Genomic DNA, 23,604 nt, shown 5'->3' on the forward strand with positions numbered 1-23,604 from the left:
CTTCATGAATGCGCAACCTCCGGCACGTCGATGGAGCGGAGTCTGCCATAGGGTGTTCATGAGTGCATTTCATAAAGGCTTTGAGTATTCATGATCTAGGCGGGTGCGCCATTTCTTAGCAAGATGTCGCACCATGGAAAAATCAGTTCTTCATCAAGCCAGCGCCACCCCGCGCAATATCGGCCTGGACGCAGTTGCTGCTCCCCGCGTTTCGTCCGCTTCCGCACATCAGACCCCTACTCCGCGGGCGTACTGGAGTGGGGTCTTCGCAATGACGCTCTGCGTCTTTGCTTTGATCGCCTCCGAGTTCATGCCGGTCAGCCTGCTGACCCCGATGGCTGCCGACCTGCATGTGACGGAAGGGATGGCAGGCCAGGGCATCGCCATCTCCGGTGCTTTTGCCGTCATCACGAGCCTTTTCATCTCTGCCCTGGCCGGCAACATGAACCGGAAGACCCTGCTGCTTGGCCTCACAGGCGTGATGGCATTGTCCGGCGCCATCATCGCGTTGGCACCGACGTACCTCGCTTACATGACCGGACGCGCGTTGATCGGTGTGGTCGTGGGCGGGTTCTGGTCGATGTCGGCTGCCACAGCCATGCGGCTGGTGCCGGCCCACCAGGTGGCACGGGCGCTGGCCGTGTTCAATGGCGGCAATGCACTGGCCACGGTCGTCGCCGCGCCGCTGGGCAGCTATCTCGGCGCGGTCGTTGGATGGCGCGGAGCCTTCTACTGCCTCGTACCCGTTGCCCTGCTCGCGCTCGCATGGCAATGGTTCAGCCTGCCTGCCATGCCAGTGCAATCTCGTCACGCCGGCCAGGGCAATCCGTTCGCACACCTGCGGCGGCCGGTTGTGGCATTAGGCATGCTCTCGGCCGGCGTGTTTTTCATGGGCCAGTTCACGCTGTTCACCTATATCAGGCCCTTCCTAGAAACGGTGACGCGGGTCGATGCTGCGGCGCTCTCCCTGATCCTGCTTGTCATGGGTGTGGCGGGCTTCGTCGGCACCTCTCTGATCGGCACTGTGCTAAGACGCGGGTTCTACGCCACGCTGATTGCCATCCCTTTGTTGATGGCGGTCATTGTGCTAGCGTTAATCGCTTTCGGCCATCAAGCGGGTGCCGTCATCGCGCTGCTGGGGCTCTGGGGGCTGGTCGCGTCGGCCGCACCCGTCGGATGGTGGAGCTGGATCACCCGGACGTTTCCCCACCACGCCGAGGTCGGTGGCGGGCTCATGGTTGCCGTCGTCCAGCTCTCGATTGCGATTGGCTCCACAGTCGGCGGCTTGCTGTTTGACACGCTTGGTTATCAAAGCACGCTTGAAGCGAGTGCAGCGATGTTACTCATTGCCGCCGGACTGACCCATCTGACTTCCCGCTCCGAAGCGGCGCAAGCGCCTGAGCGCTCACTTCACCAGTAAATTCCTGCATGACCATCGAAGCGTTGGCGCCTATGCCTAACGGCAGACGGCTACAACCTGCATACTTTCACGAACATGAAATAATGGTCTTCGCCTGCAAAACAGCATTGTCTGTCAGGGTGCTCCGTTGGCGATTAATTGCATTTTGGAGGTCTTGAAAGGAAGCTCACGAGAGCAGATCGTACCGACGCTGTGTCCGAACTCACGACGATCCCGATAACTGGACCAGGTGCCGCTCCAGCGCGGCCTGCGCACGACGAGCGCTATCGGCATCCACGTTATCGCCCAGGACCTGGACTAGCTGCCGCAACTGGCCCGCCGTGAGGCCCACGTTCATGCTGATACGCATATGTGCCTGCAATTGCGATTCAGCCCCCGGCAAAGCGGAAAGCATACCCACCGTCGCCAGTTCGCGGCTTTGCCAGTCGAGGTTGTCGCGCTCGAAGATATCGCCAAACAAGTGGGTCTTCAGATATTCGTCAATGGCAGGAGCGAATTCAAACAGCGCGCCCCTGACCGGGGCGCCAGACAACTTGGTCTGGTTGGCCGTTCCTGCAATCAGTAACGCATCGCCCTTGGGCACGGCACGGCTCGGGTCTGAGCCGGGCACGTCGTGGACGCCCCGCTGCTTGCGCGCGTCAAGCACCTTCATCAACTCAGCCAGGGCATTGAGGCTACGCGGGAAACCGGCGTAAGCGTAGAGCTGCACCAGGATTTCCTTTGCCTCACTCACCGTCAAACCCGAGTCAAGACCCCGATTCAATGCCGCGTTCAGCCTTGCGATGTCGCTTGCAGCACCGAATGCAGCAATAGGGACGATGGCTTGTTGCCGCGCCGTAAGCGTTTCAGATGCGCTTGGCGCGCGACTTTGGGGAGCATTCAAAGCTGGACCCTCCTGCGCATTAGCGACTACGGGTATCAGCGTAGTGATCATGCCGAAGCCCACGGCGACCGCAAGCACGGAGCCCCTGCAGCATATTTTCTGCGGCTTAGCGCGCGTGATATTGCTCATCGCTGACTTTCTCCATCCACGTGACATTTTTCCCATCCACGGTGCCGGTAACAGCCAGGTGCGTCATCGCCGTGGCAGCGGCTGCGCCGTGCCAATGCTTGACGCCTGGCGGACACCAGACCACGTCGCCGGGACGGATTTCCTGAACAGGTTTGCCCCATTCTTGCGTGAGTCCCACCCCAGACACCACCACCAGGCGTTGCCCGGCTGGGTGCGTGTGCCACGCCGAGCGTGCAGCCGGCTCGAACGTCACCAGACTGCCCGAAGCATTGATGTTTTTGTCGGCGGGCCAGACCGGATCAATCCTTGCGCGGCCCGTAAAGTAATCGGCCGGGCCTACCGTCGACGCCTGGCTCCCGGCTCGGGCAATTTGCTGGCTCACCGCGTTCGCTTGCGTGGTTATCTGCGGATCCGCGGCGCAAGCTACGGCGGCCTGGCCGGCAGTGACCAGCAGTGTGGCTTTCAGAAGGTTGGGCATTCTTATCTCGAAAAATGACGACCGATACAACTGTATGGGCCGATTGATTGGTTGAGAAGACTGTAAAATCAGAACACGCTTGTGTGTGAGATTCACCAATGTCCAAGGAAAACCTCAACGACTTGCAGGCCTTCGTTGCCGTGGCGCGTGAGTGCAGCTTCACGCGAGCCGCCGCGAAACTGGGATTGTCCCGTTCGGCGCTAAGCCATGCGATGCTAGCTTTGGAAGCTCGCCTGGGCGTGCGATTGCTCACACGCACCACCCGCAGCGTCTCGACGACGGAAGCGGGTGCGCGATTGCTGAACGCACTGGCGCCGCGGCTGGATGAGATAGAACAGGAACTGAGCTCGCTCAGTGCCATGCGGGATAAACCGGCAGGTACGGTCCGCATCACAGCCCATGACCACTCCATCGCGACGGCGCTCTGGCCCCGCCTGCAGCCGCTGTTGCTGCAATATCCAGACATTGAAATCGAGTTCAGCGTCAACTACGGCTTCACCGACATCGCCGCGCATCGCTTCGACGCTGGCGTTCGCACGGGGAACCGCGTGGACAAGGACATGGTTGCCGTGCGTATCGCGCCGGACTTGCGCATGGCCGTAGCCGCCTCCCCCGATTACCTGGCCGGCAAGCGTATTCCCGCCACGCCGCACGACCTGACCCAGCATCGGTGTATCAATCTACGTCTTCCAACTCATGGCGGCCTGTATGCCTGGGACTTCGAGCGTGATGGACAGGCACTCAACGTGCGAGTAAGTGGTCAGACAGTGTTCAATAACACCTTTCTGATGTTGCAGGCGGCACTAGACGGCATGGGGTTCGCTTATGTGCCCTTGGACCTGATGGCGCCTCATATCCAGACTGGAAGGCTCGTGCCGGTGCTTGAGGAGTGGTGGCCACTGTTTCCGGGCTATCACCTTTACTACGCCAGCCGCCGTCACATCTCGCCGGCGCTCGCACTCGTCATTGAAGCGCTGCGTTATCGAGAAGACGAACTCAGGGAGACGGTCGTGTTAGCAGCCAAAGAAAAAGAGCCCAAGCCTTCTGGCCCGGGCCCCTAAGTCCTGGAGGACTTTATTCCCCCGGATGGAGACACTGATCTGACTCGCCCTGCTCAGAATTTGTGACGCATACTCAAGGACACTCCGGTCTGGCTGGCACCGGGCGTTATGGTGCTGCCAAACCCATTCAGACCCAAGTTCGAGTTGTCCTTGTTATGTACATAGCCAACGGTAAGGAAGGCATCCGTCCGCTTGGAAAATGCGTAATTGGCCGATGCCACCAATTCCCAGGGGTCTTGGCCGTTGCGCTTGTTGTTGAAGTAGTAACCCGCGCCAGTCAGGGTTAGGGCCTCAGTCGCCTTGTACCGGTAGCCCAACCAAAACAGGTCGTTGCGGCGCGCTCCGCCGATGTCGCCATTGAACCAGCGGTATCCCGCCAGAATCGTCGAATTGCCGAAAGAGAAGTTCGCCGCAGCGGCGATGCGGCGGTCGGCCTGTGCCGAATTCTGACCAGCAATGCCGCGTGTGCCTTGCTGCTGGTCGTAGATGACCGTTGCGCCGAACGGGCCGCTTGCATACTCCACGCCACCACCGAACGCCCGGTCGCTCTTGACGTCGCCGGGCGTCTCGCCGGCGATGGTGCTGCCAGTTGCAGTGGTCACAGTCGTGCCGCGCGCAAAGCTGTAAAATGCGGTCGCGGTGACCGGCCCGAATTTTCCGGTGTATTTGGCCGTGTTGTCATAGCGGCCGACCAGCGTGGAATCAAAACCAAGCGCTGAATAGCGCGCCGCCAGCACCATCGGTTCGTAGTTGATCAGCAGGTCATACAGAGTGTTCTGCTGACGGCCCAGCGTCAGCCTGCCCCACTGGTGCTCCAGCCCGACGAAGGCTTGCCGGCCAAATAAGCGGCCGCCCTGGCTCATCACACCAGTGTCGAGATCGAAGCCGCTCTCCAGCACAAATAGCCCCTTCAGCCCGCCACCTAGATCTTCCGTACCGCGCAATCCCCAGCGCGAACCCGATACATTGCCAGAGTTCATGCGTGTCAGCGTATTGCCGTTCGCATTGGCATGATTGAGAAACTCGATGCCGATGTCCGCCACACCGTACAGTGTGACCGAACTCTGCGCGCTGGCGATCGGTGCGGCAAAGGGTGCTGCGACCGCCAGCAATGCGGCGGCGTAATGCTTGTTCATGAATCTCCTCCCTGCTCTATCTGTCGTTGTTATTTCGCTGGCATTGCCGGGCATGCCGCTTCCCTTAGTCAAGTTTGATCTTGGCGTCGTGGATCAGCTTGCGGTAGGTTGCCGAGTCTTTCTCGATCCGCTTTGCTAGCATCTCCGGCGTCCCGCCCACCGGGGTGTAACCCATTTCGTCCAACCGGGAGCGCACTTCCGGCATCTGGACGATCTTCTGCAGTTCTGCATTCACCCGGGAGATCGCGCCCGGCGGCGTGCGCGCCGGATAGAGGAAGCCAAACCAGATCCCGATATCGAAATTCGGCACGCCAGCCTCATCCAGCGTGGGCACGTCGCGCAGGACAGGAATCCGGTGCGGCACCGAAACGCCGAGTGCCTTTAGCTTTCCGGACTTGAGGTAGGGCAACGCCGTGACAGGGCTAACGAACATCATGTCGGCCTGCCCACCGAGGACGTCGGTCATCGCCGGTGCGGCACCCTTGTACGGAACATGCAGCAGGTCGATCCCGGCCTTATGCTTGAAGTACTCCGCCGCCAGGTGATGGGACGAACCGTTGCCGGCGGAGGCAATGGCGAATTTGCCGGGATTTGCCTTGGCCAGTGCAATCAATTCCTTGACGCTGCGGGCGCCGACCTTGTTCGGATTGACCACCAGCACCATTGGCACATTGGCGATCAGGCCGACTGGCACGAAGTCCTTGACCGGATCGTATGGGGTCTTCGCCAATTGGGGGTAGATCGTGAACGCGTAATCCGAACCGAGCACCAGTGTCTGCCCGTCCGGTGCGCTCTTCGCTCCCGCCTCCGCGCCGGCTAGGCCGCCCGCGCCACCGCGGTTTTCCACCACCACCGGTTGGCCCAGCGCGACGGCAAGCCGCTCGCCGAACAAGCGCGCGGTAATGTCGGCACCGGCGCCAGGCGTCGAGGGGACGATCAGCTTGACCGGCCGGGACGGGGCCCATTCCGCAGCCGCTGCGAACGGGGTCCCCAGCATGCCAGCGATCCCAATACCAAATGGGACGAGGAAAAGTCCTGATTGCCTTCGTGAATATCATGGTGCTGTCTCCGTTGATTATCGTTATCCAGCCTGGCCTTCGAGGTCACAGGCCTCGGCTGCACGCCGCACGGCAGCGAATGCCTAGATGACCTTTTGCTTTAGCAGGGCGTCAATCTCTTCCCCGGAAAGGCCGAGCAATTGGCCATACACCTCTTCGTTCGACGAGCCCAACTCCATCGCCGGCTGGTCGAACTGCGCGACGCTGGCCGAAAACCGGATCGGCAGGCCCATGCTGGTCGCGGCCACACCGCCGTATCGTGGATGCGTCAGCCTGGTCAGCGCGCCGCTTTCATGGAGGGACGGGTCTTGCACGACTTCGTGCGGGGTCCGGATCTTCGCTGCGGGAATGCCCCGTTGTTCCAGCAGCACATCAACCACGTGTTCTGAAGTGACGGTCTGCGTCCAGGCCTGGATGACGGTATTGAGTTCCGCTGCGTGCTGCAGCCGCGGGCCACGCGTGGCGAAGCGCGGGTCGTCCACAAGCTCCGGCCGTCCGACGACTTCCAGCAGCGCCTTCATCCAGTCAGGACGAAACGCCACGATCGCCACGTGGCCGTTCTTTGTGGGATACACGCCGAATGGCGCGAGCCGGTCGAGGGAATTGCCCGTGCGCGTTGGCTGTCCATCCCTGCACAGCACATCGAAGTGCTCTTCAGCGACCCAGGACGCCAGGCAATCCAGCATTGACACCTGGATCTGCTGTCCTTCCCCTGTGCGGCCCCGCTGAATGAGCGCGGCGAGGATGCCCTGCACGGCAAACATCGGCGCCAGCAAGTCGGCAACGGGAATGCCCAGCCGGGTGGGCGGGCCATCGGCAAAGCCCGTCGCCTCCATGACACCACTGAGTGCCTGAACAATGATGTCCATGCCCTTGAGACTCGGGTATTCGCTGGGCTCGCCGAAAGCTTTGATGGACGCGTAGACAATGCGCGGATTCGCTTGTCGCAGGTGCTCATAGTCAACCTTGAGCCGTGCGGCCGTGCCTTCGCTCATGTTTTCCACGACCACGTCGCATTCCGCGGCCAGGCGCATCAGAATCTCGCGCCCGCGCTCGGTCTTCAGGTCGAGGGTGACGCTCTTCTTGTTGCGGGCACGGCTCAGCGTGGTCAGCGACAGGTCCCCGTCCGGATTCGGTCCGAAGTTGATACCGGCCTTGCCCACCGACGGCGGATTCGAACTAGAGATATCGCTTCCGCCCGGGGCCTCTACCCGGATCACTTCCGCGCCAAGCCCGCCAAGGATCAAAGTCGCGTACGGACCGGAAAGCGCCACGGTCAGGTCGAGCACGCGGATGCCATGCAGGGGTCGCGAGATGTTGGTCAACATAGCTGTATTGATAGAGTGTGGCGGACGGATCCGATCCGCCTGCAAACGCCTTGCCGTGACACCGGTCAACCGGTAACTGGCTCCTTGCGCAAGGTCCTGAGCTTTGACGTGCCATGGTGCCTGTCCGCCGACTTATATCCCAGCGCGTCCTCGGCAATGATGATCTTCTGTACATTCGCCGAGCCCTCGCCCGTGAACATCATGTCCGCGAAGCACTTGTAGCGGGAGATCCGATATTCCACTGCGAGGCCGTAGCCGCCAAAGATCTGCTGCGCCTTGTCAGCGCACAGCTTGGCGGTCTGCGACGCATGGTACTTTGCCATCGACGCCAGCCGATTAGTGGGTAACCCCGCGTCCATGTGCTGGGCAGTCTTGTAGAGCAGTGCGCGGCTGGCCTCGATCGCGACAGCCATTTCGGCGATATCCGCCTGGATCATCTGGTAACGGCCCAGCGGGCTGCCGCGGACCATTCGTTCGTTGGCGTATCGCACGGCGTCCTCGAAGCACGCGCGGGCAATGCCGAGCGCAAGAGCGCCAACCACCGCGCGCCCCGACTCCAGCGCGCGCATGATGATCTTGAAGCCCTCGCCTTCGTCGCCGAGCCGGTTTTCAACCGGTACAACGAAGTCGTCCAGGTACAGTGCAGCTGTCCGGAAGGATTTGGACAGTCCCATCGTCTCGATCGGATGTGCGGTGAATCCCGGGTACTTCTTGGGTTCGACGATGAACGCGGTCACGCCGTTCGCGCCGGCACTGGGATCGGTCTTAGCCAGTAGGATGCCGGCGTCGCATTCGTTGCCGAGCGACGCCCACATCTTGGACCCGTTCAGGATGTATTTGTCACCGTCGCGTCGTGCCGTGGTCTTCATGTTGCCCAGTGCGTCCGAGCCGCCGCCGGCCTCGGTCAGGGACATCATGCCAATGATCTCACCGCCCACCAGGCGCGGCACGTAGCGACGCACCTGCTCTTCCGTACCGGCAAGGTAGATGCCGGCGGGACAAGTGCCCGACTGCTGGTTGCTGCAGCAGGCAAAGCGCACATCCATCCGGGCCAGCTCTTCCAGGATCACGACGGCGGCCAAGTAGCCTGTGCCGGTGCCACCCACCTCTTCCGGGAACAGCGACCCGAAGAACCCGGCTTCCCCAGCCTTCCTCACCAGCTCGCGCGGCATCTCTTTGCGCGCCTCGAAGCCGTCCATCACGGGCACGACCTCACGCTCCATGAACCGGACCACGCTGTCGCGTATCGCAGCGATATCCTCTCCGTGCAGGTCAACCATCACCAATCTCCTCATTTGCTATGACTTACCGCGTCCCGCAGCACGCGGAAGCGCTCGGCCACTGTTGGCCTCTGATACTTATCATGACGGGCTTTGCCTGGCGGCTGAACCATGTTGCGCATTGTTCCGCCATGCAAAACCGCCAATCTCAGCGCCCCTGCCAGCGGGGCGCCCGCTTCTCCGCGAAGGCGCGCATGCCTTCTTGCGCATCCTCGCTTGCGTACACCGTGGCATAGATGTCTACCGCATCGCGCAGGCCTTGCTCGACACCGACCGAGCCGGCATGCTGGATGCTTTTCTTTCCGGCGCGCACGGAAAGCGGCGCATTGGCTGCAATCTTCGTCGCCATCTGGAGTGCGACAGTACGAACCTCGTCTGGCGTCTCTGCCACATGGTTGACAAATCCAAGCGCGTGCAGGCGCTCGATCGGTAAAAAGTCGCCGGTCAGGGTCATTTCCATCAGCACTCCCTGCGGCAGCATCCAGAGCAGCGGAACCCCCCAGGGGGAGCCGCGCCCCACCTTCGCCTCGGCAATGCCCCCTAACGTCCCTCGCAAGCCGATCCGCAAGTCACAGTTCAGCGCAAGCATCATGCCGCCCGCGGTAAAACTCCCCGTCATGGCAGCGATGATCGGCACGTTGACCGTTCTCATGCCTTGCTGGAAGGGATCCTCGATCCGGTCCGTAATGTCGGCTGTGGCATCGTCCCGACGGATGGCCGCCGCTTCCTTCAGGTCCATGCCGGCGCAAAAGGTGCCGCAGTCAGCGGATGTGAGGATCACCACCTGGACTGACTTGTCCTTGTTGATGCGCTTCCATACCGCGCTCAGGCCGTTGAAGACCGCCACAGACAGCGCGTTACGGGCCTGTGGGCGGTCGATCCTGACTTCCACCACGCCGGGTGCCACTTCGGCCAAGACCAAACCTTCCGCAATGGTTTCGGCATTCATGGCTCGATCACTGGCAGGCGCAGGATGGCATTGCCCAGCGATTTGCCGGTCTGGTCCAGCCGCAGCGTCCGGGTGGCGCCACCGCCCAGCGCCTTGTGCATGAATACGCTGAGCGAGTGCAGATTTGCGGCCTCGAATACCTCGACGTCACCGCGGACCCATTCGCCGAACAATTGCTTCACGGCCTCGGGGGTCACGGAGCGGCGCAGCGCCTCATAATCCTGTGGCGTTTTTGCGATCACGCCGATCGTCACCGTGTCGCCTTTATCGCCGGAGCGCACGTAGGCAATGTCTTTGAGCAGGGAAGTCATGCTGTCGATCTCCATTTCAAACGTCGAGGACCGTCACGGTCTGCTGGATCAGCTCGCGCGGAATCAGCGTCGGCCACAGCGACACCACGGGACGCGGCTTCATCGGTGCACCGAACGACGTGCCGCCGGGGCCCATGATCCACATATGGGCGCAGCCCCGCCGAACTTTCTCGGCCTCGTCCTTTGTGCGCGTGCGCACTGCGACGCGCAGACCGACCTCGTTGTGGTCGCAGTTGCTTCTGGGTGCGGCCGGGCCGTGCAGCATATTGACCCCAACGAAATCGAACTGGATCTCGTCGGCCTTCAGGCCCAGACGCTCAAAGCGCTCGAGCAGGGTTTCGCGGGCCTTTTCCGCCCGCGCCAGCGCCGACGGCCAAGGGAAGAACATCATGCCCTCGCCGATCCAGCCGTCTTCATAGCCGATGACGACCTTGAGCTGATCCGGACGCCCCGTTCCCGTCATGCCGCTGATGCGAATGCGGTCGCCACCCAGTTCTTCAAGCGAGAGCGAAGTGAAATCGGCGACGCCATCGGGCATCACATAGCGGCGAGGATCATTGATCTCGTAAAGCAGGTGCTCCTTGATCGTGAATTGGTCGACCCGGCCGCCAGTTCCCTGGAGCTTGCTGATCACGGCGGTGCCGTCCTTGGAGAAGTCCGCGAACGGGAAGCCGAGATTCCCCATATGCGGCATCTCGGCGAAACGCGAGTTGATCCCGCCGCTGGCGCAGCCGGCGCACTCGAGGACGTGGCCTACCGTCACTGCCGCGGCAATGCGATCCTCGTAAGATGCTTCGTAGCGCCACCCGAATTCGTGGACCATTGGGCCCACGTACAGCGCGTTGTCGGACACGCGGCCCGCCACCACCACATCCGCGCCGGCCCCCAGGGCTTCCACGATGCCCGAGGCATCGGTATAGACATTGGCCGCGACGACGCGCGAACGGATTCTGGCGAAATCCGTGTCGCCGGTATCCATGTTTACGAGGGGAATGCCACTCGCGATAATGTCGTCGAGCCGGTGCAGCACGTCATCGCCTTCGATGACCCCAACCTTCGTCCCCGACAAGCCCAATTCCTGCGCTGTCTTGACGATGGCGTTGCCAGCGGCCATGGGATTGACGCCACCGCCATTGGAAATCAGCTTCGTCCCGGACTGGCGCGCAAGTGGCATGGTAGCGCGCATGTAGTCGATGACGTCCGGCACGTAGCCCAACTGCGGATTCTTGGCCCGCAGGCGCTGCAGCAGCGCCATGGTCAGCTCGGCGAGGAAGTCGAACGACAGGTAGTCAAGCTTGCCGTGTTCCAGCAGTTCCAGGGCGGGGTCGAGTGCGTCTCCCCAAAAACCAGAACCAGATCCGATACGTACGATGTCTTTCATGTTGTCACCACACCTCTTGGAGAATTTGCTGTAACTGTTCCGCGTCGCGCACGGGGCGCGGGTTGTTCTGCAGGTACCAGTCGTCGAAGGAAACCCGGGCCAGCTCGGGCAGCGCGTCCTGCAGGACATCGAGGTCGCGCAGGCGCGTGGGCAGCTTCAGTGCGCCGAACACCGACGCAAGCGCATCGACCACCCGGGCGCCGGCCACCTCTTGTTCCGCGCCTTGCAAAGGCAACCCAAGCGCGGTAGCGATCTTGGCAAGGCCTTGCGCGGCTTCGGGGGCATTGAAACGAAGCACGGCGGGCAGCACGATGGCGTCGGTGATGCCGTTGTCGATGCCGAACCTGGCACTGATGGCGTGGCCGAGTGTCAGGGCAGCGCCCGCACCCGTGTAGTCGGAACCATGGCCACACAGGATCGAAGCCGCCATGAGTTCCGCACGCTCGCCGTCGTCATATTCGTGCTCGCTCGCACCAAGATGCTTCGTGAGCAGGCGCACCGCGTGCATCAGCATGGCATCGGCCATGGAATCGCCCTTGCGCGACATCAGGCCTTCGACTGCCAGCGACAACGTATTGAGTCCGGCACTGAGGATCAGCTGGCGCGACGCAGTCCTGAGCAGGTCCGGGTGGATGAACACGGACTGCGCCCGGGTCTTGGGGTCATAGAGCGCCAGGCGGCTGCCGTCGGCCGGATCGAGGACGGCGCTGCCGGCCTTCACGATGGCGGTCGTCGGCGTGGTCGGAATGACCAGCTGGGGCAGCTTGGGAGCGAGCAGCTTGGGGCTGGTCAGCTTCCCCGCCGGGTCGCGCTGCGTGCACATGGCGTCGGCCGGTCGCTGCTCGGCCATCAGGATGCTGGCTGCGCGCGCAGTCACGATCGCCGACCCGCCGCCGACCGCAATGACGGCATCGGCATTGACCCGCGCCAGTTCCGCTGCGGCTTGCTCGACCGCAGGCAGCGGGCTTTGCGAACGCACCCCGGCATAGACACCGGCACAGCGTCCCTGCGCCGCCGAGACGATCAGGTCGACGATACCGGCGTCGCGGCCGAGCGTTGCGCCACAGAAGACCAGCGCGCGCTTGCTGCCGAGCCGCTCCAGCTCTGCCCCGAGCGAGCCGAGGCTGTCCGCACCCTGGAAGATGCGCAGGGCCGGTACGATATGACGGAAGGATTGCATTGAGGTTTTGCGCATTGCCTGTAAGGTGAGAACCATGATGCGGCGGCTGGCGTCCAGCGCGAAGCCGGCATGAGACTGTTCCGCGGGTGAAAACAAGCCGCGGCGGCGAATGCAGCCGCTGCCCGGGTTCAGAAGATTTCAAACAAGCCGGCAGCGCCCATCCCACCGGCGATGCACATCGTCACGACCGCATACCTGGCGCGCCGCCGGCGGCCCTCCAGCAACACGTGACCTGCCAGTCTCGCGCCGCTCATGCCGAACGGATGTCCCACAGAGATCGCGCCGCCATTCACGTTCAAGCGCTCGTCCGGGATCCCAAGCTGACGCTGGCAGTAGACCGCTTGGCTCGCAAAGGCTTCATTGAGTTCCCACAGGCCGATGTCCGCCACGGTCAGGCCGTGCCGCTTCAGTAGCCTGGGAACGGCATAGACGGGACCGATACCCATTTCGTCGGGCTCGCAGCCGGCCAGCGCATATCCCCGGAAAGCGCCGAGCGGCTCGAGTCCCCGCTTCGACGCTTGGGACGCCTCCATCAGCACGCATGCCGCGGCGCCGTCGGACAGCTGCGAAGCGTTCCCTGCTGTCACGACATGTCCTTCGCCCAGCACGGGCTGAAGCTTTGCCAGGCTTTCGTAGGTGGTGCCCGGGCGGTTGCAGTTGTCGGCGTCGACGGTCACTTCCTTGTGCGTCACGGCTTTGGTGACTTTGTCGGTGACCGCCATCGTCGTCGTGCATGGGACGATTTCGTCGGCAAAGCGCCCCGCCTTTTGCGCCGCTTCCACCTTTCGCTGGCTGTCGGCGGCAAAGCGGTCCTGTGCTTCACGGCTGATCTCGTAGCGCCGGGCGACCACTTCCGCAGTCTCGATCATCGACAGGAATAGTTCAGGGCGATGCTCGGCAAGCCAGGGATCGATGGTGGTATCGGTTCCGTCGGTTGCGCGCGCTCGGATTTGGGAGATGCTTTCGACACCACCTGCGACAGCGGCATCGGCGCCATCCATGACCACCCGTCCGGCTGCAATAGCGATGGCCTCGAGACCTGATGCGCAGTAGCGGTTCACCGTGGCACCTGCGACGCCAATCGGCAGGCCCGCCCGGAGTGCTGCCTGACGGGCAACGTTCCTGCCGGTCGTGCCTTCCGGGTAGCCACAGCCCAGGATCAGGTCTTCGATGCGCCCCGGCTCGATGCCGGCGCGCTGAACCGCGGCCTGGATGGCGAAAGCAGCCAGGGTGGGACCCGGCGTGATGTTGAATTCCCCCCGATGGGACTTGGCAAGGGGAGTTCGTGCAGTGGATACGATGACGGCTTCGCGCACCGGAGGCTCCTTGGACTAGATTCGCGTATGACCTGCATCTTGCGGAGCACGGCCTGCGCGCGACAGCAAGTCGCAAGTTGTTCCGGCAGCGAAAACTCGCGAGTCGCCGTCCACGCAGTCTTCCACCTCGCAAAACCCAGTATTCGGCAAATAGAATCGCTAAATCGGGCAGGGATTACCCGTTGTTGACAGCTATCGATTCACGACACTAAGCTGGGTCATCCTTCGGGGCGTCCCCGTCTTTCGCATCTCCCCATGCCATCCAAGCCTTACAAAGTCACTTCCTTGGAACGTGGCCTGGCAGTACTGCAAACCTTAGGCAGCGCCGACAGGCCGCTGCGCAACCGGGATGTCGTGGCAAGCACCGGACTGCCGAAGGCGACTGTGTCCCGACTGACCAACACGCTGGCGGCCATGGGTTACCTGCGTCGCACCGACCAGGGCAGTTATGTGCCGGGGCATCTCAGCGCACGCTCGGGCCGGTCGATGCTCGCCGGACTCGACTTGGCGCAGCATGCGCCGCGCTTCCAGGCATTCTTCGAGGAAACCGGTGGGATCGCGGTATTGGAAGCGATGATCGGACGCACCATGGTCCCGGTGTTCCGCTGGTCTGCTGCCGCCAGCACGCTGCTGTCACAGGGAACCAGCGAGGTGTCCGACGATGAGCAGGTTCCGTCGCGCCATTGCCGGGAGTTCTTTTATGGCGACAAGACCAGCGTCACTGGGGAATTTGCCAGGCAACTCAGCGAGAAGGGATGGTGTTATTGGTGGGACGTGGCGGCCAGCGAACTGAGCGCCAGTACCGCAGTGCGGTTCGAGCACGTCGGTGACTTCGTATTGACGCTGCATGTGCCGCAGCCCGAAGCGCCATCCGAGGCGCGGCTCGCCTGTGTCGGACTGCATCTTTGCCAGTCCGCGCGAGACATTGCACAGCAATAGCTGTATCGAGAGGTAGCAAGCAATGGATACCAAGCCGCTCCAAAATGTCTGGCAGATGGCCGACCCGACGGCAACGAGGCTGGACCTGACAGGGATCGTGCGCAGGGTTCACAGCACCTCTGAAGAGCGCAGGAAGGCCGTTTCCACACGCAAGACTGCGCCTGCGCGCCAGGACCCGGGCTCCGATTTCGTCGAAGCTTTGGCCCATGGCCTCGCGCTGTTTGAATCCTGGCAAGACCACGATACGTGGCTCACCAACGCGCAGATTTCCGAGCGGTCTGGTCTGACGCGCACGACTGTCTCGCGGCTCTCCGCCGTCCTGGTTGACCTGGGCTACCTCGCTCGCGAAAGCCAGCGCGGACGCCTGCGACTTACAGCATTGACACTGAGCCTTGGCTTTGGCAATGCCTTCGCGCGGATTCCTGCTTCCGCATCGCAGCAGCAACTGAAACAACTCGCCAGCGAACTCGATGTGTATGCAGCGCTGAGCATACGGCAGAGCGACCTGGTCCAGGTCGTCGAGCACGTCGTGAGTCCGTACCACCCGGATGCCGTTGTCCTGGATGTCGGTGGGAAGCTACCGATCTGTCGTTCCGCATCTGGGTTCGCCGCTCTCTGTGCGCTCAAGGAAAGCGAGGCGTCACCGCTGCTCGAGCGGCTGCGGTCGCAGTATGGGGAACGGTGGTCGCCTTTGGCGCGCCAGATCGAACGATCGCGGCAGGAATACCTGAGCAAGGGCTACTGTACCTCGGTCTCGAACTTGTCGCGCAACATTGGCGCTGTCGCGGTCCCCGTGATACCCACCGGCAGCGACGATATCTTCGTGCTTGGTTGTGGCATGTCGGCCCAGGACTTCTATCCCGAACGCGTCGAGCGGGAAATAGCGCCGCAGCTGCTGAAGGTCGCAGATGACCTGAAGGTATCGCTGTTAGCGTGATAGCGCCATCCGCGGCCCCAACATGTGAGACTTTCAAATGCCCTGTCATCCCCCGCTGCCCGCCGTGAAATCCACGAGCGGGTCATTTCGATGAAGGCGTATCAGAGTGAAGACGGGCTCTACGAAATCGAAGCACGACTGGTCGATACCAAGCCATTTGCCTTCCAGCGGATCAGCCTGCCGGATCCGTTGCCACCGGGCGAACCGCTTCATGACCTGTCCCTGCGCCTCACGGTGGATCGGGACTATGTGGTGCGCGCGGTGGAAGCCTCGTCTGATGCCACGCCCTACTCGCTTTGCAAGGAAACCGAGTCGACACTATCCGTGCTCGTTGGAGATCGGATCGCATCTGGCTGGTCTTCGACCGTCAAGACGAAGCTGCGCGGCGCGGCGAGCTGTACGCATCTGATGGAGATGCTGATTCCCATGGGCACTACCGCCTTCCAGGGCATTAATGGCGTGCAGCGCGAAGGGCAGACAACCGTGGACACCAGCAAGGTCCCGGTCCAGGTGGACAGCTGCTACAGCTATGCGAAACACCGCAGTGTCATTCAGCGCTACTGGCCCCAGCATTATCAGCCGGATTCGGAATAAGGGAATAAGCGCGGCCGGCGTGAAAACGCACCGCCGACCGTTCGGCATTCGCACGGCCGGCGGTTCTCGATGGCAGGCTATTCGAGTTCCATCTTCGCAGTCTTCACGATGCGCGACCAGCGTTCGATGTCCTTCTTCTGGAAGTCCGCGAGCTCCTGGCGCGACATGGGCATCGGCCGCCAGCCGCTTTCGCCAAACAGTCGAGCAGCTTCGGGCATCCTCACGGCAGTAGTGATGACTTCATTCAGCTTGTCCGCCACTTCTGCGGGCGTGCCTTTTGGTGCGAACGCCGCGACCCAGCCGCTTAGTTCGTAACCCGGGACGCCCTGCTCGGCTATCGTGGGAACCGTCTCAAGGCCAGGCATGCGATTGCGCGTCGAGACACCAAGCGCGCGCAGCTTGCCGTTCCTGACCTGCGGCATGATCGAAAGCGAGTCGCCGAACGTCATGTCGACACGGCCACCGATGATATCGCCGACCACTGCCGACATCGCTTTGTATGGGATATGCAGGATGTCTACCTTTGCCTGCTGCTTGAACAGCTCCCCGCCTGCAAGTGTCCACGAGCTGGCACTGCCAAAGGTTAGCGTTCCGGGTTTATCCCGGGCCAGGGCGATCAGCTCAGGTACGTTCTCGGCCTTTACGGTCGGTGAGACGGCAAGCACCATGCCACCTAACGAGATCCCGGCGATGGGGACAAAGTCCGCGACGGGATCGTAAGGCATCTTCCTGTACAGGCTCGCGTTAGACGCGTGCGTGGTGCTGGTCGTGATGATGACCGTATAGCCATCAGCAGGCTGGCTCAGTGCGTACTGGATACCAATAATCCCATTAGCGCCGGGCTTGTTTTCCACGACGACAGGCTGTCTGGTCTGCTCGGTGACATGCTGGCCAATAAAGCGCGCCACCTGGTCTGTAGTGCTGCCGGCCGCAAACGGAACGATCACACGGATCGGCCGGGATGGGAACGACGACTGCGCCATCGCCCCTGTGCACGCCAGGATAAGCGGCACGGCGGCAAAGAATGTTTTGGGAAATCCTCTCACGGTTGGCTCCAAGATTTGTCGTCAGACAGTACAAGAGCTCGACGCAACGCGAACGTTTTCTGGCGCGATGCGTAGCCCGACAGCGAACTGCGGGTGGTGATATGCGCACCGGATTGATCGATTGCTGCCGTGCGCGCATGGACTCCCTGGCGCTCAATCGTCGGGCGCGGTCATGCGCTCCATGGCTTCGGCATACTCCAGTTGCAGTTGGTACATGACATCCTTGACCGAGCGCTCATGTGTCAGGTCCCAGACGCCCTGGCCCGCCGGATATGAAAAGTACTCCTTGCGCTTCGCCCGCACCACACGAGCCTGTGCCGGATTCCAGAGCACGGCTTGAAGCGGCGCCTGTAACGGTACGGGCGCATCAGGACGCTCCCAAGCTTCGGAAAGCTGACTCTTGATCATGCGGACAGTTTTTCCGCTCCAGCACCGGCGCCGCGCGACATCTTCGGAGCGCGCTGCAAACAGCACCTCTTTCTGGAACGGCTCGATCAGTTCGCTCTCTCGTGTGCCAAGCCAGATCGTGCCGGTCCAGACTCCCTCCGCGCCCAGTGCCCGTGCTGCAGCAATCTGGCTTCCGCGGGTAATCCCACCAGCGGCTAGCACCGGCACTCGGCCGGCAGCGGCGGCTACCACTTGCGGCACCAGCACCATGGTCGTGATCTCGCCCGTATGACCGGCCGCCTCAGTGCCAACGGCCACCAGCAGGTCCACACCGGCCTTGAGGTTTCGCTCGGCATGTTCAGCCTTGCCACAAAGCGCGCCCACCAGGATGCCGCGGCTGCGCAGTAGCGACACGATGTCGGCGCGCGGCTCGCCTAGCGCGCTGACCACCAGCCTGACTTGTGGATGCTGCAGTGCGACTTCCACCAGGCGCATGCCACCGCTCGCCGTACGATTGCGCCCGACCTGAAGGATCTCCTCGTAGAGGCGGCCATGTTCTTCCGCGGGCAGCGGCGGCACGTCCGCCTCCTTCAGGACGGTATCCATGTATGCCTTGTGCTCGCCAGGGATCAGTGCATCCAGCGATCCTGTGGTTTCCTCCGCCTCTTTCGAGTACTTTCCAGGCACGACGATGTCGATGCCGTAAGGCTTGCCGTCAACGTGCCTGTCGATCCAGGCAAGCTCTACTTCCAGTTGCTCCGGGGTAAACCACGATGCGCCCAGTACGCCGAAGCCACCGGCGCGCGTGACCTCGACAACGACATCGCGGCAGTGGGAAAAGGCGAAAATAGGGACGGAATATCCCAGCTTCTGGCGCAAGCTGGTCATGTCGTTCTTCATCTCAGGACTCCAGAAAGAGTGTCACCGTCATTGCTTGATGATGGTCGTCCGCTCCACCGAAACAATTCCGTGATCTTCACGGCAAGCTCTTCAGCGAACTGATTCGGAAATATCTAAGACCAGCGTGGAGCGGGGGCTTACGCCAATGAAAAGGGTCGGCACAGCGGCATCAGAGCCGAGTGAAGCCCGCCTTTCTGCCCTTATCCCGCATACTCTGGATGGGTGCGCTGGCCAGCCGTTTTCGCTTTGGTCGAACGATATTAGGAAAACGTAGTCGCGCTTCGAAGCCGCGGGCCATTTGTTCCGTCATGCAAAACAAGCAGCAGGAATTCCCGTTTTGGCCAGGTGAGCGCGCGAAGCCAAATGGTGCGCGCAAGGTTACGTAGATGCCAGTCCGCGATCTCCACTAGGATATATCATGCATCAATGACAATCGTTCACGAAGGAATAGGCGATGGAAGTCACTGGCATGAATCACTTCACTGTCCTGACAAAGAACCTGGCGTCCAGCGTGCAGTTCTACGCGCAAACACTTTGGCTCTCGAAAGGACCGCGCCCGGGACTATCGTTCCCTGGCGCATGGCTGTACTGCAACGGTGGGCCGATCGTGCATCTGATCTCCAGCGATACTTCAGCACCCCCATTTGGGGTAATTGACCACATGGCATTCAATGCACGGGACCTGCCCGAGCTTCAACAGCACCTTCAACCGGACCTGGGTTCTTCTGAATCAGGCAATGCCGAACCCGCCATCAACCGGCAAGATGACACCGGTCACATAGGCTGCGTCGTCGGAGCACAGGAAGCGCGCCACGCGCGCCACATCGCGCGGCGTGCCCCACCGTTGCATCGGAATACGAGCCATGATCCCCGCACTGCGCTCCGGGTTATCCAGCGCGCCCGATGACAAGCGCGTGCGGATCCAGCCCGGCGCGACCGCGTTCACGCGGACGCCTTTTGGTGCCAACGCTGCAGCGTAGGCGCGGGTCAGCCCAAGCACGCCGGCCTTGCTGGCCGTGTACGCCGGATTATTGGGTGAGCCAAAGTAGCTCCACATGGACGCCACGTTGACGACGGCGCCGCGTGCAGCGGCCAGGCGCTCCTCCAGCACGCTGATCATTGCCTGCGAACCGTTCAGGTTCACGTCGACCACCTTTCGGAATCCCTCCGGTGAGAACTCCTTGCGTTCGTGCAGGATAATGCCGGCTGCGTTGACCAGCACCGACACCGCATCCAGGTCCGCCGCGGCGTCACGCATGGCGTCCACGGCAGTGACATCGCCGCGTCGGAAGTCCAGAGCGCCCGGCAGGTCTTCGTCGGCGTCCATGCCCAGGCATACCACGCGCAGGCCGTCCTGTGCAAACAATTCGGCGATGGCACGGCCGATTCCGGTTCCACCGCCCGTTACCACTGCAATCCGTTGACTCATACTGCCTCACTCCCTGTTGAAGAAACGGGGCGCTACACGCCCAGGTAGGTTGCGCGCAAGTGCGGGTTGGCAAGCAGTTCCTTGCCCGGCCCGGACAGCGCGATGGTGCCGCTTTCGATGACGTAGCCGTAGTCGGCCATGTCCAGCACCTGGTTGACGTTCTGCTCGATCACAAGGACGGCCATGTCGCGCTCGCGCAGCTGGCGAATGCTGTCGAAGAGCCGATCGACCATGATCGGCGCGAGCCCGAGCGATGGCTCGTCCAGCGCCAGCACGCGTGGCAGCGCCATCAGCGCGCGGCCGACCGCCAGCATCTGCTGCTGCCCCCCGGACAGTGTCGAGGCGGCCAGGTGCTGGCGCTCCTCCAGTATCGGGAACAGCGTGAACACCTCGCGCAGCGTCTGCGTGCGCCGCTGGCGCGCGCGCCGATTGCTGGCGCCGATCAGCAGGTTCTCGAGGATTGACATGCCGAGGAAGAGCTGCTTGCCTTCCGGCGACTGAACGAAACCGTCCAGCACCACGCGGTGCGGCGCCTGGGCATCGAGCTCGCGTCCGTCCATGCGCACCGCGCCGCGCTTGCGCCGGACCAGCCCCGACACTGTGCGCAGGAATGTGGTCTTGCCAGCGCCGTTGGCGCCAATCAGCGCGGTGATTGAGCCCGGCGCCAGCGACAGGTTGATGCCGCGCAGCACCTGCTGTTCGCCATAGCCGGACCACAGGTCCTCCACTTCAAATACTGCTGCTGGCATAGCCATCTCCGAAATAGGCATTGAGAACCTGGGGCATGCGGACCACGTCAGCAGGCGCCCCGTCGGCGATCAGGCGCCCCTGCTCCATCACGATCACGCGGTCCGACAAGCCCATGATGACCTTCATCACGTGCTCGACGATCAGCACGGTCACGCCGGTGTCGCGGATTTTGCGTACCAGTTCGACCATCTCGCCCGCCTCGTTGGGCGTGGCCCCCGCCACCACCTCATCCATCAAGAGCAGGCGCGGACGCGTGGCCAGCGCCCGACCCAGTTCGAGCTTGCGCTTATCGAAGGCAGTCAGGTCGCTGGCATCGGTATCGGCACGCGCAGCCAAGCCCAGGAATTCCAGGCAGGCGTAGGCCTCGTCGCGCACGCGCGCCCTTACGCGGCTGCGCGAAAAGCCGCCGACCATGACGTTCTCCAACGCACTGAGCCCGCCGAAAGGCTTCGACAGCTGGAATGTGCGCGCGATACCAGCGGCGCATATCTGATGCGGCCGCTTGCCGCCGATCTGCTGTCCGCCGAACTGGATGTCGCCTTCGTCGGCCTGGATTGCGCCTGCGATCAGGTTGAAGGCAGTGGTCTTTCCCGCGCCATTCGGGCCGAGCAGTCCCAGGATCTCGCCCTTTCCCACCGAGAACGAAAGCTTGCTGACAGCCTGCAGGCCGCCGAAGCGCTTCGAGATCGATTTCACTTCGAGAATACGTTCCATGGATCTTCCTTCAGGCGTCCTTGGCGACGACCGCCTTGGCCGTAGCATGCGGTGCGCGCCGGTAGCGCAGCAGCCGCTCGAGCGGGCCGATAATGCCCTTGGGGAAATACAGCACCGCCACCATCAGGATCAGGCCATAGATCACCAGGTGCAGGCCGAGGAATTTGCCGGCAAACCAGGCGCGGGCGAGTTCGGCGATGGGGTGCAGCACGAAGGCGCCCAGCACCGGGCCGATGATGGTCCCCTGGCCGCCGACGATGGCCATGATGGCAGCGTCGATCGACAGGTCCAGTCCCATGTTCCGCTCCGGATTGATGTAGCGGAAGAATTGCGCATAGAAGGCGCCCCCCAGCCCGGTCATGAACGCGCTGATCGCGAGCGCAATGATCGGATAGCGCGTAGTGCTGACGCCTACCGCCTGGGCGGCGGCCTCGTCGCCGCGGATCGCCTTCAGGTAGTAGCCCAGGCGGGAGCGTTCAAGCGCCAGTGTGGCCAGCAGCATCGCCACCAGCATCGCAAAGATGATGTAGTAGTACGGTACCTTGTCGTCGAACTGGAACGCCAGCCAGCCTGCCTGCGATGGCGGAATGACAAGGCCCTGCGCCCCCTTGAGCGGGATACCGAGGAACTCATCGGTATTCTCGATCCAGATACGCACGATCTCGGCAAAGGCAATGGTGGTCAGCGTGAAGTACGGCCCCTTGAGCTTGAAGGTGGGATAGCCGATGCACACCGACAGCAGCGCCGCAGCCAACCCGCCGGCGAGCATGCCGAACCAGGGCGAGATGCCCAACTGAGTGAATAGCAGCACGGTGATATAGCCGGCCCCCCCGGCGAACACCGAATGGCCCAGGGACAGCTGACCTACATAGCCGCAGACGAAGTTCCATGCCGACGCCATGTAGGCGAAGTAGAGGATCATGATCAGCGAGTGGAGCGCGTAGCCGTCCTGCACGAATAGCGGCAGCACGCCGGCAACGGCCATCAGCGGAATTCCGATCACGGCGTTGATATTGGTCCTGGATACGGTCATGAGTACGGACATGAATGTGTCCCTCCCTACTTGCGGCCGAGCAGCCCGTTGGGGCGGAACAGCAGCACGATAATGAACAGGCAGAACGAGAACACCGATGCGGACGTGGCCGTGACGAACTGCGAGGCGACCGACTCGAACACGCCCAGCACCAGGCCGCCGAGCAGCGAACCCGGAATCGAGCCGATCCCGCCCAGCACCACCACCAGGAAGGACTTGATGCCAAACCCGAGTCCGGTGGTCGGCGATACCGACAGGAACGGCACCAGCAGCGCGCCGAAAAGTCCGAGGATGCCGGCGCCGATGCCGAAGGTGACGTTGTAGACCTGGCCAACGTTGATACCGGAAAGCGCTGCGGCGTCGCGGTTCTGGGCGGTTGCGCGGATCTGGCGGCCGGTGTCGGTGGCGCGCAGCCAGTACGACAGGCCGGCCGCGACCGCCACCGCCGCCACGCACGCGATCAGCCGCGGCACGTTGACCGGCAGCGATGCCAGGTCGATCGAGCCGCTGAGCGCATCGGTGGTGACCGTGCGCACATCGGGCCCGAAGGCCATCAGAATGCCGTTGTCGATCACCAGGAACACCCCGGTGGTCAGCAGCAAGGCACCAAGCGGCTCGACCACCATGGTGGCCTCGCGCCGGAACAGCGGGGCGATCACTACCGCCTGGGTGAAATAGCCGAGCAGGAACAGCAGCGGCACGGTGAACAGCACGGTAAGGTAAGGATGCAGGCCGAATACCGACCAGATCAGGTAACTCAGGTACATGGCGAGCATCAGGAAGGAGCCATGCGCGAAGTTGATTACCCTCAGCACGCCGAAGATGAGGCTGAGGCCAAGCGCAATGCCGCCGTAGATGCCGCCCAGCAGTACGCCGTTGACCACGGCGTAGGCCAGAATGGTTGGGTCCATGTCACTATCTCGATAAGCACGGGCAGCGCCCGTGTTGCGATACATCCGGCCCGG

23 protein-coding genes are annotated in these 23,604 nt (G+C 62.4%); 5 read left to right on the forward strand and 18 right to left on the reverse strand.

Features of this window, described 5'->3' with window-relative positions:
* Positions 1-271: 271 nt before the first annotated feature.
* On the forward strand, positions 272-1,420 hold the full coding sequence (locus ACAD63_RS33600) for an MFS transporter (RefSeq protein ID WP_434035077.1): 1,149 nt from the start codon (positions 272-274) through the stop codon (positions 1,418-1,420).
* Positions 1,421-1,622: 202 nt separating this feature from the next.
* On the opposite strand, the gene ACAD63_RS33605 is transcribed toward ACAD63_RS33600, so the two are convergent.
* Both ACAD63_RS33605 and ACAD63_RS33610 read right to left on the reverse strand, forming a co-directional pair.
* Positions 1,623-2,432: a carboxymuconolactone decarboxylase family protein gene (locus ACAD63_RS33605; protein ID WP_434035027.1), complete on the reverse strand. Its 810-nt coding sequence runs from the start codon at positions 2,430-2,432 to the stop codon at positions 1,623-1,625.
* Complete coding sequence (locus ACAD63_RS33610) at positions 2,410-2,910, reverse strand: (R)-mandelonitrile lyase (RefSeq protein ID WP_434035028.1); 501 nt, start codon at positions 2,908-2,910, stop codon at positions 2,410-2,412. Before ACAD63_RS33610 ends, ACAD63_RS33605 begins: the two co-directional genes overlap by 23 nt.
* A 98-nt stretch (positions 2,911-3,008) precedes the next feature.
* Here ACAD63_RS33610 and ACAD63_RS33615 point away from each other — a divergent pair, with 98 nt between their 5' ends.
* On the forward strand, positions 3,009-3,971 hold the full coding sequence (locus tag ACAD63_RS33615; protein WP_434035029.1) for a LysR family transcriptional regulator: 963 nt from the start codon (positions 3,009-3,011) through the stop codon (positions 3,969-3,971).
* Between the two features lie 53 nt (positions 3,972-4,024).
* Here the strand turns inward: ACAD63_RS33615 and ACAD63_RS33620 are convergent, their stop codons facing one another.
* The 9 genes from ACAD63_RS33620 to ACAD63_RS33660 form a co-directional block, all read right to left on the reverse strand.
* Complete coding sequence (locus tag ACAD63_RS33620) at positions 4,025-5,107, reverse strand: porin (RefSeq protein ID WP_434035030.1); 1,083 nt, start codon at positions 5,105-5,107, stop codon at positions 4,025-4,027.
* Between the two features lie 64 nt (positions 5,108-5,171).
* Positions 5,172-6,104, reverse strand: a complete 933-nt coding sequence (locus ACAD63_RS33625; RefSeq protein ID WP_434035031.1) for a Bug family tripartite tricarboxylate transporter substrate binding protein — start codon at positions 6,102-6,104, stop codon at positions 5,172-5,174.
* Between the two features lie 144 nt (positions 6,105-6,248).
* Positions 6,249-7,493 (reverse strand): CaiB/BaiF CoA transferase family protein, encoded by a 1,245-nt coding sequence (locus tag ACAD63_RS33630; RefSeq protein ID WP_434035032.1) that lies wholly within the window; start codon positions 7,491-7,493, stop codon positions 6,249-6,251.
* A gap of 65 nt (positions 7,494-7,558) precedes the next feature.
* Positions 7,559-8,773 carry an acyl-CoA dehydrogenase family protein gene (locus ACAD63_RS33635; protein WP_434035033.1) on the reverse strand — a complete coding sequence of 405 codons (1,215 nt, stop codon included), beginning with the start codon at positions 8,771-8,773 and terminating at the stop codon, positions 7,559-7,561.
* A 148-nt stretch (positions 8,774-8,921) separates the two neighbouring features.
* On the reverse strand, positions 8,922-9,722 hold the full coding sequence (locus ACAD63_RS33640; RefSeq protein WP_434035034.1) for an enoyl-CoA hydratase/isomerase family protein: 801 nt from the start codon (positions 9,720-9,722) through the stop codon (positions 8,922-8,924).
* Entirely contained in the window at positions 9,719-10,033 is a 315-nt protein-coding gene (locus tag ACAD63_RS33645; protein ID WP_135707123.1) for an AtuA-related protein, read from the reverse strand. Before ACAD63_RS33645 ends, ACAD63_RS33640 begins: the two co-directional genes overlap by 4 nt.
* Positions 10,034-10,049: 16 nt before the next feature.
* Positions 10,050-11,414 carry an acyclic terpene utilization AtuA family protein gene (locus ACAD63_RS33650; protein ID WP_434035035.1) on the reverse strand — a complete coding sequence of 455 codons (1,365 nt, stop codon included), beginning with the start codon at positions 11,412-11,414 and terminating at the stop codon, positions 10,050-10,052.
* A 4-nt stretch (positions 11,415-11,418) separates the two neighbouring features.
* On the reverse strand, positions 11,419-12,594 hold the full coding sequence (locus tag ACAD63_RS33655; RefSeq protein ID WP_434035036.1) for an iron-containing alcohol dehydrogenase family protein: 1,176 nt from the start codon (positions 12,592-12,594) through the stop codon (positions 11,419-11,421).
* Between the two features lie 128 nt (positions 12,595-12,722).
* Complete coding sequence (locus tag ACAD63_RS33660) at positions 12,723-13,910, reverse strand: acetyl-CoA C-acyltransferase (RefSeq protein WP_434035037.1); 1,188 nt, start codon at positions 13,908-13,910, stop codon at positions 12,723-12,725.
* 255 nt (positions 13,911-14,165) lie between these two features.
* Here ACAD63_RS33660 and ACAD63_RS33665 point away from each other — a divergent pair, with 255 nt between their 5' ends.
* From ACAD63_RS33665 to ACAD63_RS33675, 3 genes are read left to right on the forward strand one after another with little or no spacing between them, the layout of a single operon-like run.
* Positions 14,166-14,849 (forward strand): helix-turn-helix domain-containing protein, encoded by a 684-nt coding sequence (locus ACAD63_RS33665; RefSeq protein ID WP_434035038.1) that lies wholly within the window; start codon positions 14,166-14,168, stop codon positions 14,847-14,849.
* A 22-nt stretch (positions 14,850-14,871) separates the two neighbouring features.
* Complete coding sequence (locus ACAD63_RS33670; protein WP_434035039.1) at positions 14,872-15,786, forward strand: IclR family transcriptional regulator; 915 nt, start codon at positions 14,872-14,874, stop codon at positions 15,784-15,786.
* A 24-nt stretch (positions 15,787-15,810) separates the two neighbouring features.
* Positions 15,811-16,380 carry a DUF2889 domain-containing protein gene (locus ACAD63_RS33675; RefSeq protein ID WP_434035040.1) on the forward strand — a complete coding sequence of 190 codons (570 nt, stop codon included), beginning with the start codon at positions 15,811-15,813 and terminating at the stop codon, positions 16,378-16,380.
* A gap of 77 nt (positions 16,381-16,457) precedes the next feature.
* Here the strand turns inward: ACAD63_RS33675 and ACAD63_RS33680 are convergent, their stop codons facing one another.
* The 7 genes from ACAD63_RS33680 to ACAD63_RS33710 form a co-directional block, all read right to left on the reverse strand.
* Entirely contained in the window at positions 16,458-17,426 is a 969-nt protein-coding gene (locus ACAD63_RS33680) for a Bug family tripartite tricarboxylate transporter substrate binding protein (RefSeq protein WP_434035041.1), read from the reverse strand.
* A 153-nt stretch (positions 17,427-17,579) separates the two neighbouring features.
* On the reverse strand, positions 17,580-18,713 hold the full coding sequence (locus ACAD63_RS33685) for a nitronate monooxygenase (RefSeq protein WP_135706807.1): 1,134 nt from the start codon (positions 18,711-18,713) through the stop codon (positions 17,580-17,582).
* A 730-nt stretch (positions 18,714-19,443) separates the two neighbouring features.
* Positions 19,444-20,142: an SDR family NAD(P)-dependent oxidoreductase gene (locus tag ACAD63_RS33690; protein WP_434035042.1), complete on the reverse strand. Its 699-nt coding sequence runs from the start codon at positions 20,140-20,142 to the stop codon at positions 19,444-19,446.
* Between the two features lie 32 nt (positions 20,143-20,174).
* A complete protein-coding gene (locus tag ACAD63_RS33695; RefSeq protein WP_135706808.1) occupies positions 20,175-20,891 on the reverse strand; it encodes an ABC transporter ATP-binding protein in 717 nt (238 codons plus the stop codon).
* Positions 20,872-21,606, reverse strand: a complete 735-nt coding sequence (locus ACAD63_RS33700) for an ABC transporter ATP-binding protein (RefSeq protein WP_434035043.1) — start codon at positions 21,604-21,606, stop codon at positions 20,872-20,874. Before ACAD63_RS33700 ends, ACAD63_RS33695 begins: the two co-directional genes overlap by 20 nt.
* A gap of 10 nt (positions 21,607-21,616) precedes the next feature.
* Positions 21,617-22,651: a branched-chain amino acid ABC transporter permease gene (locus ACAD63_RS33705; RefSeq protein WP_240746027.1), complete on the reverse strand. Its 1,035-nt coding sequence runs from the start codon at positions 22,649-22,651 to the stop codon at positions 21,617-21,619.
* A 14-nt stretch (positions 22,652-22,665) separates the two neighbouring features.
* Positions 22,666-23,550 carry a branched-chain amino acid ABC transporter permease gene (locus ACAD63_RS33710; protein ID WP_135706810.1) on the reverse strand — a complete coding sequence of 295 codons (885 nt, stop codon included), beginning with the start codon at positions 23,548-23,550 and terminating at the stop codon, positions 22,666-22,668.
* Positions 23,551-23,604: the final 54 nt, after the last annotated feature.

It is taken from the genome of Cupriavidus sp. a3 (assembly GCF_051015765.1).
Classification (GTDB): Bacteria; Pseudomonadota; Gammaproteobacteria; order Burkholderiales; family Burkholderiaceae; genus Cupriavidus; species Cupriavidus oxalaticus_A.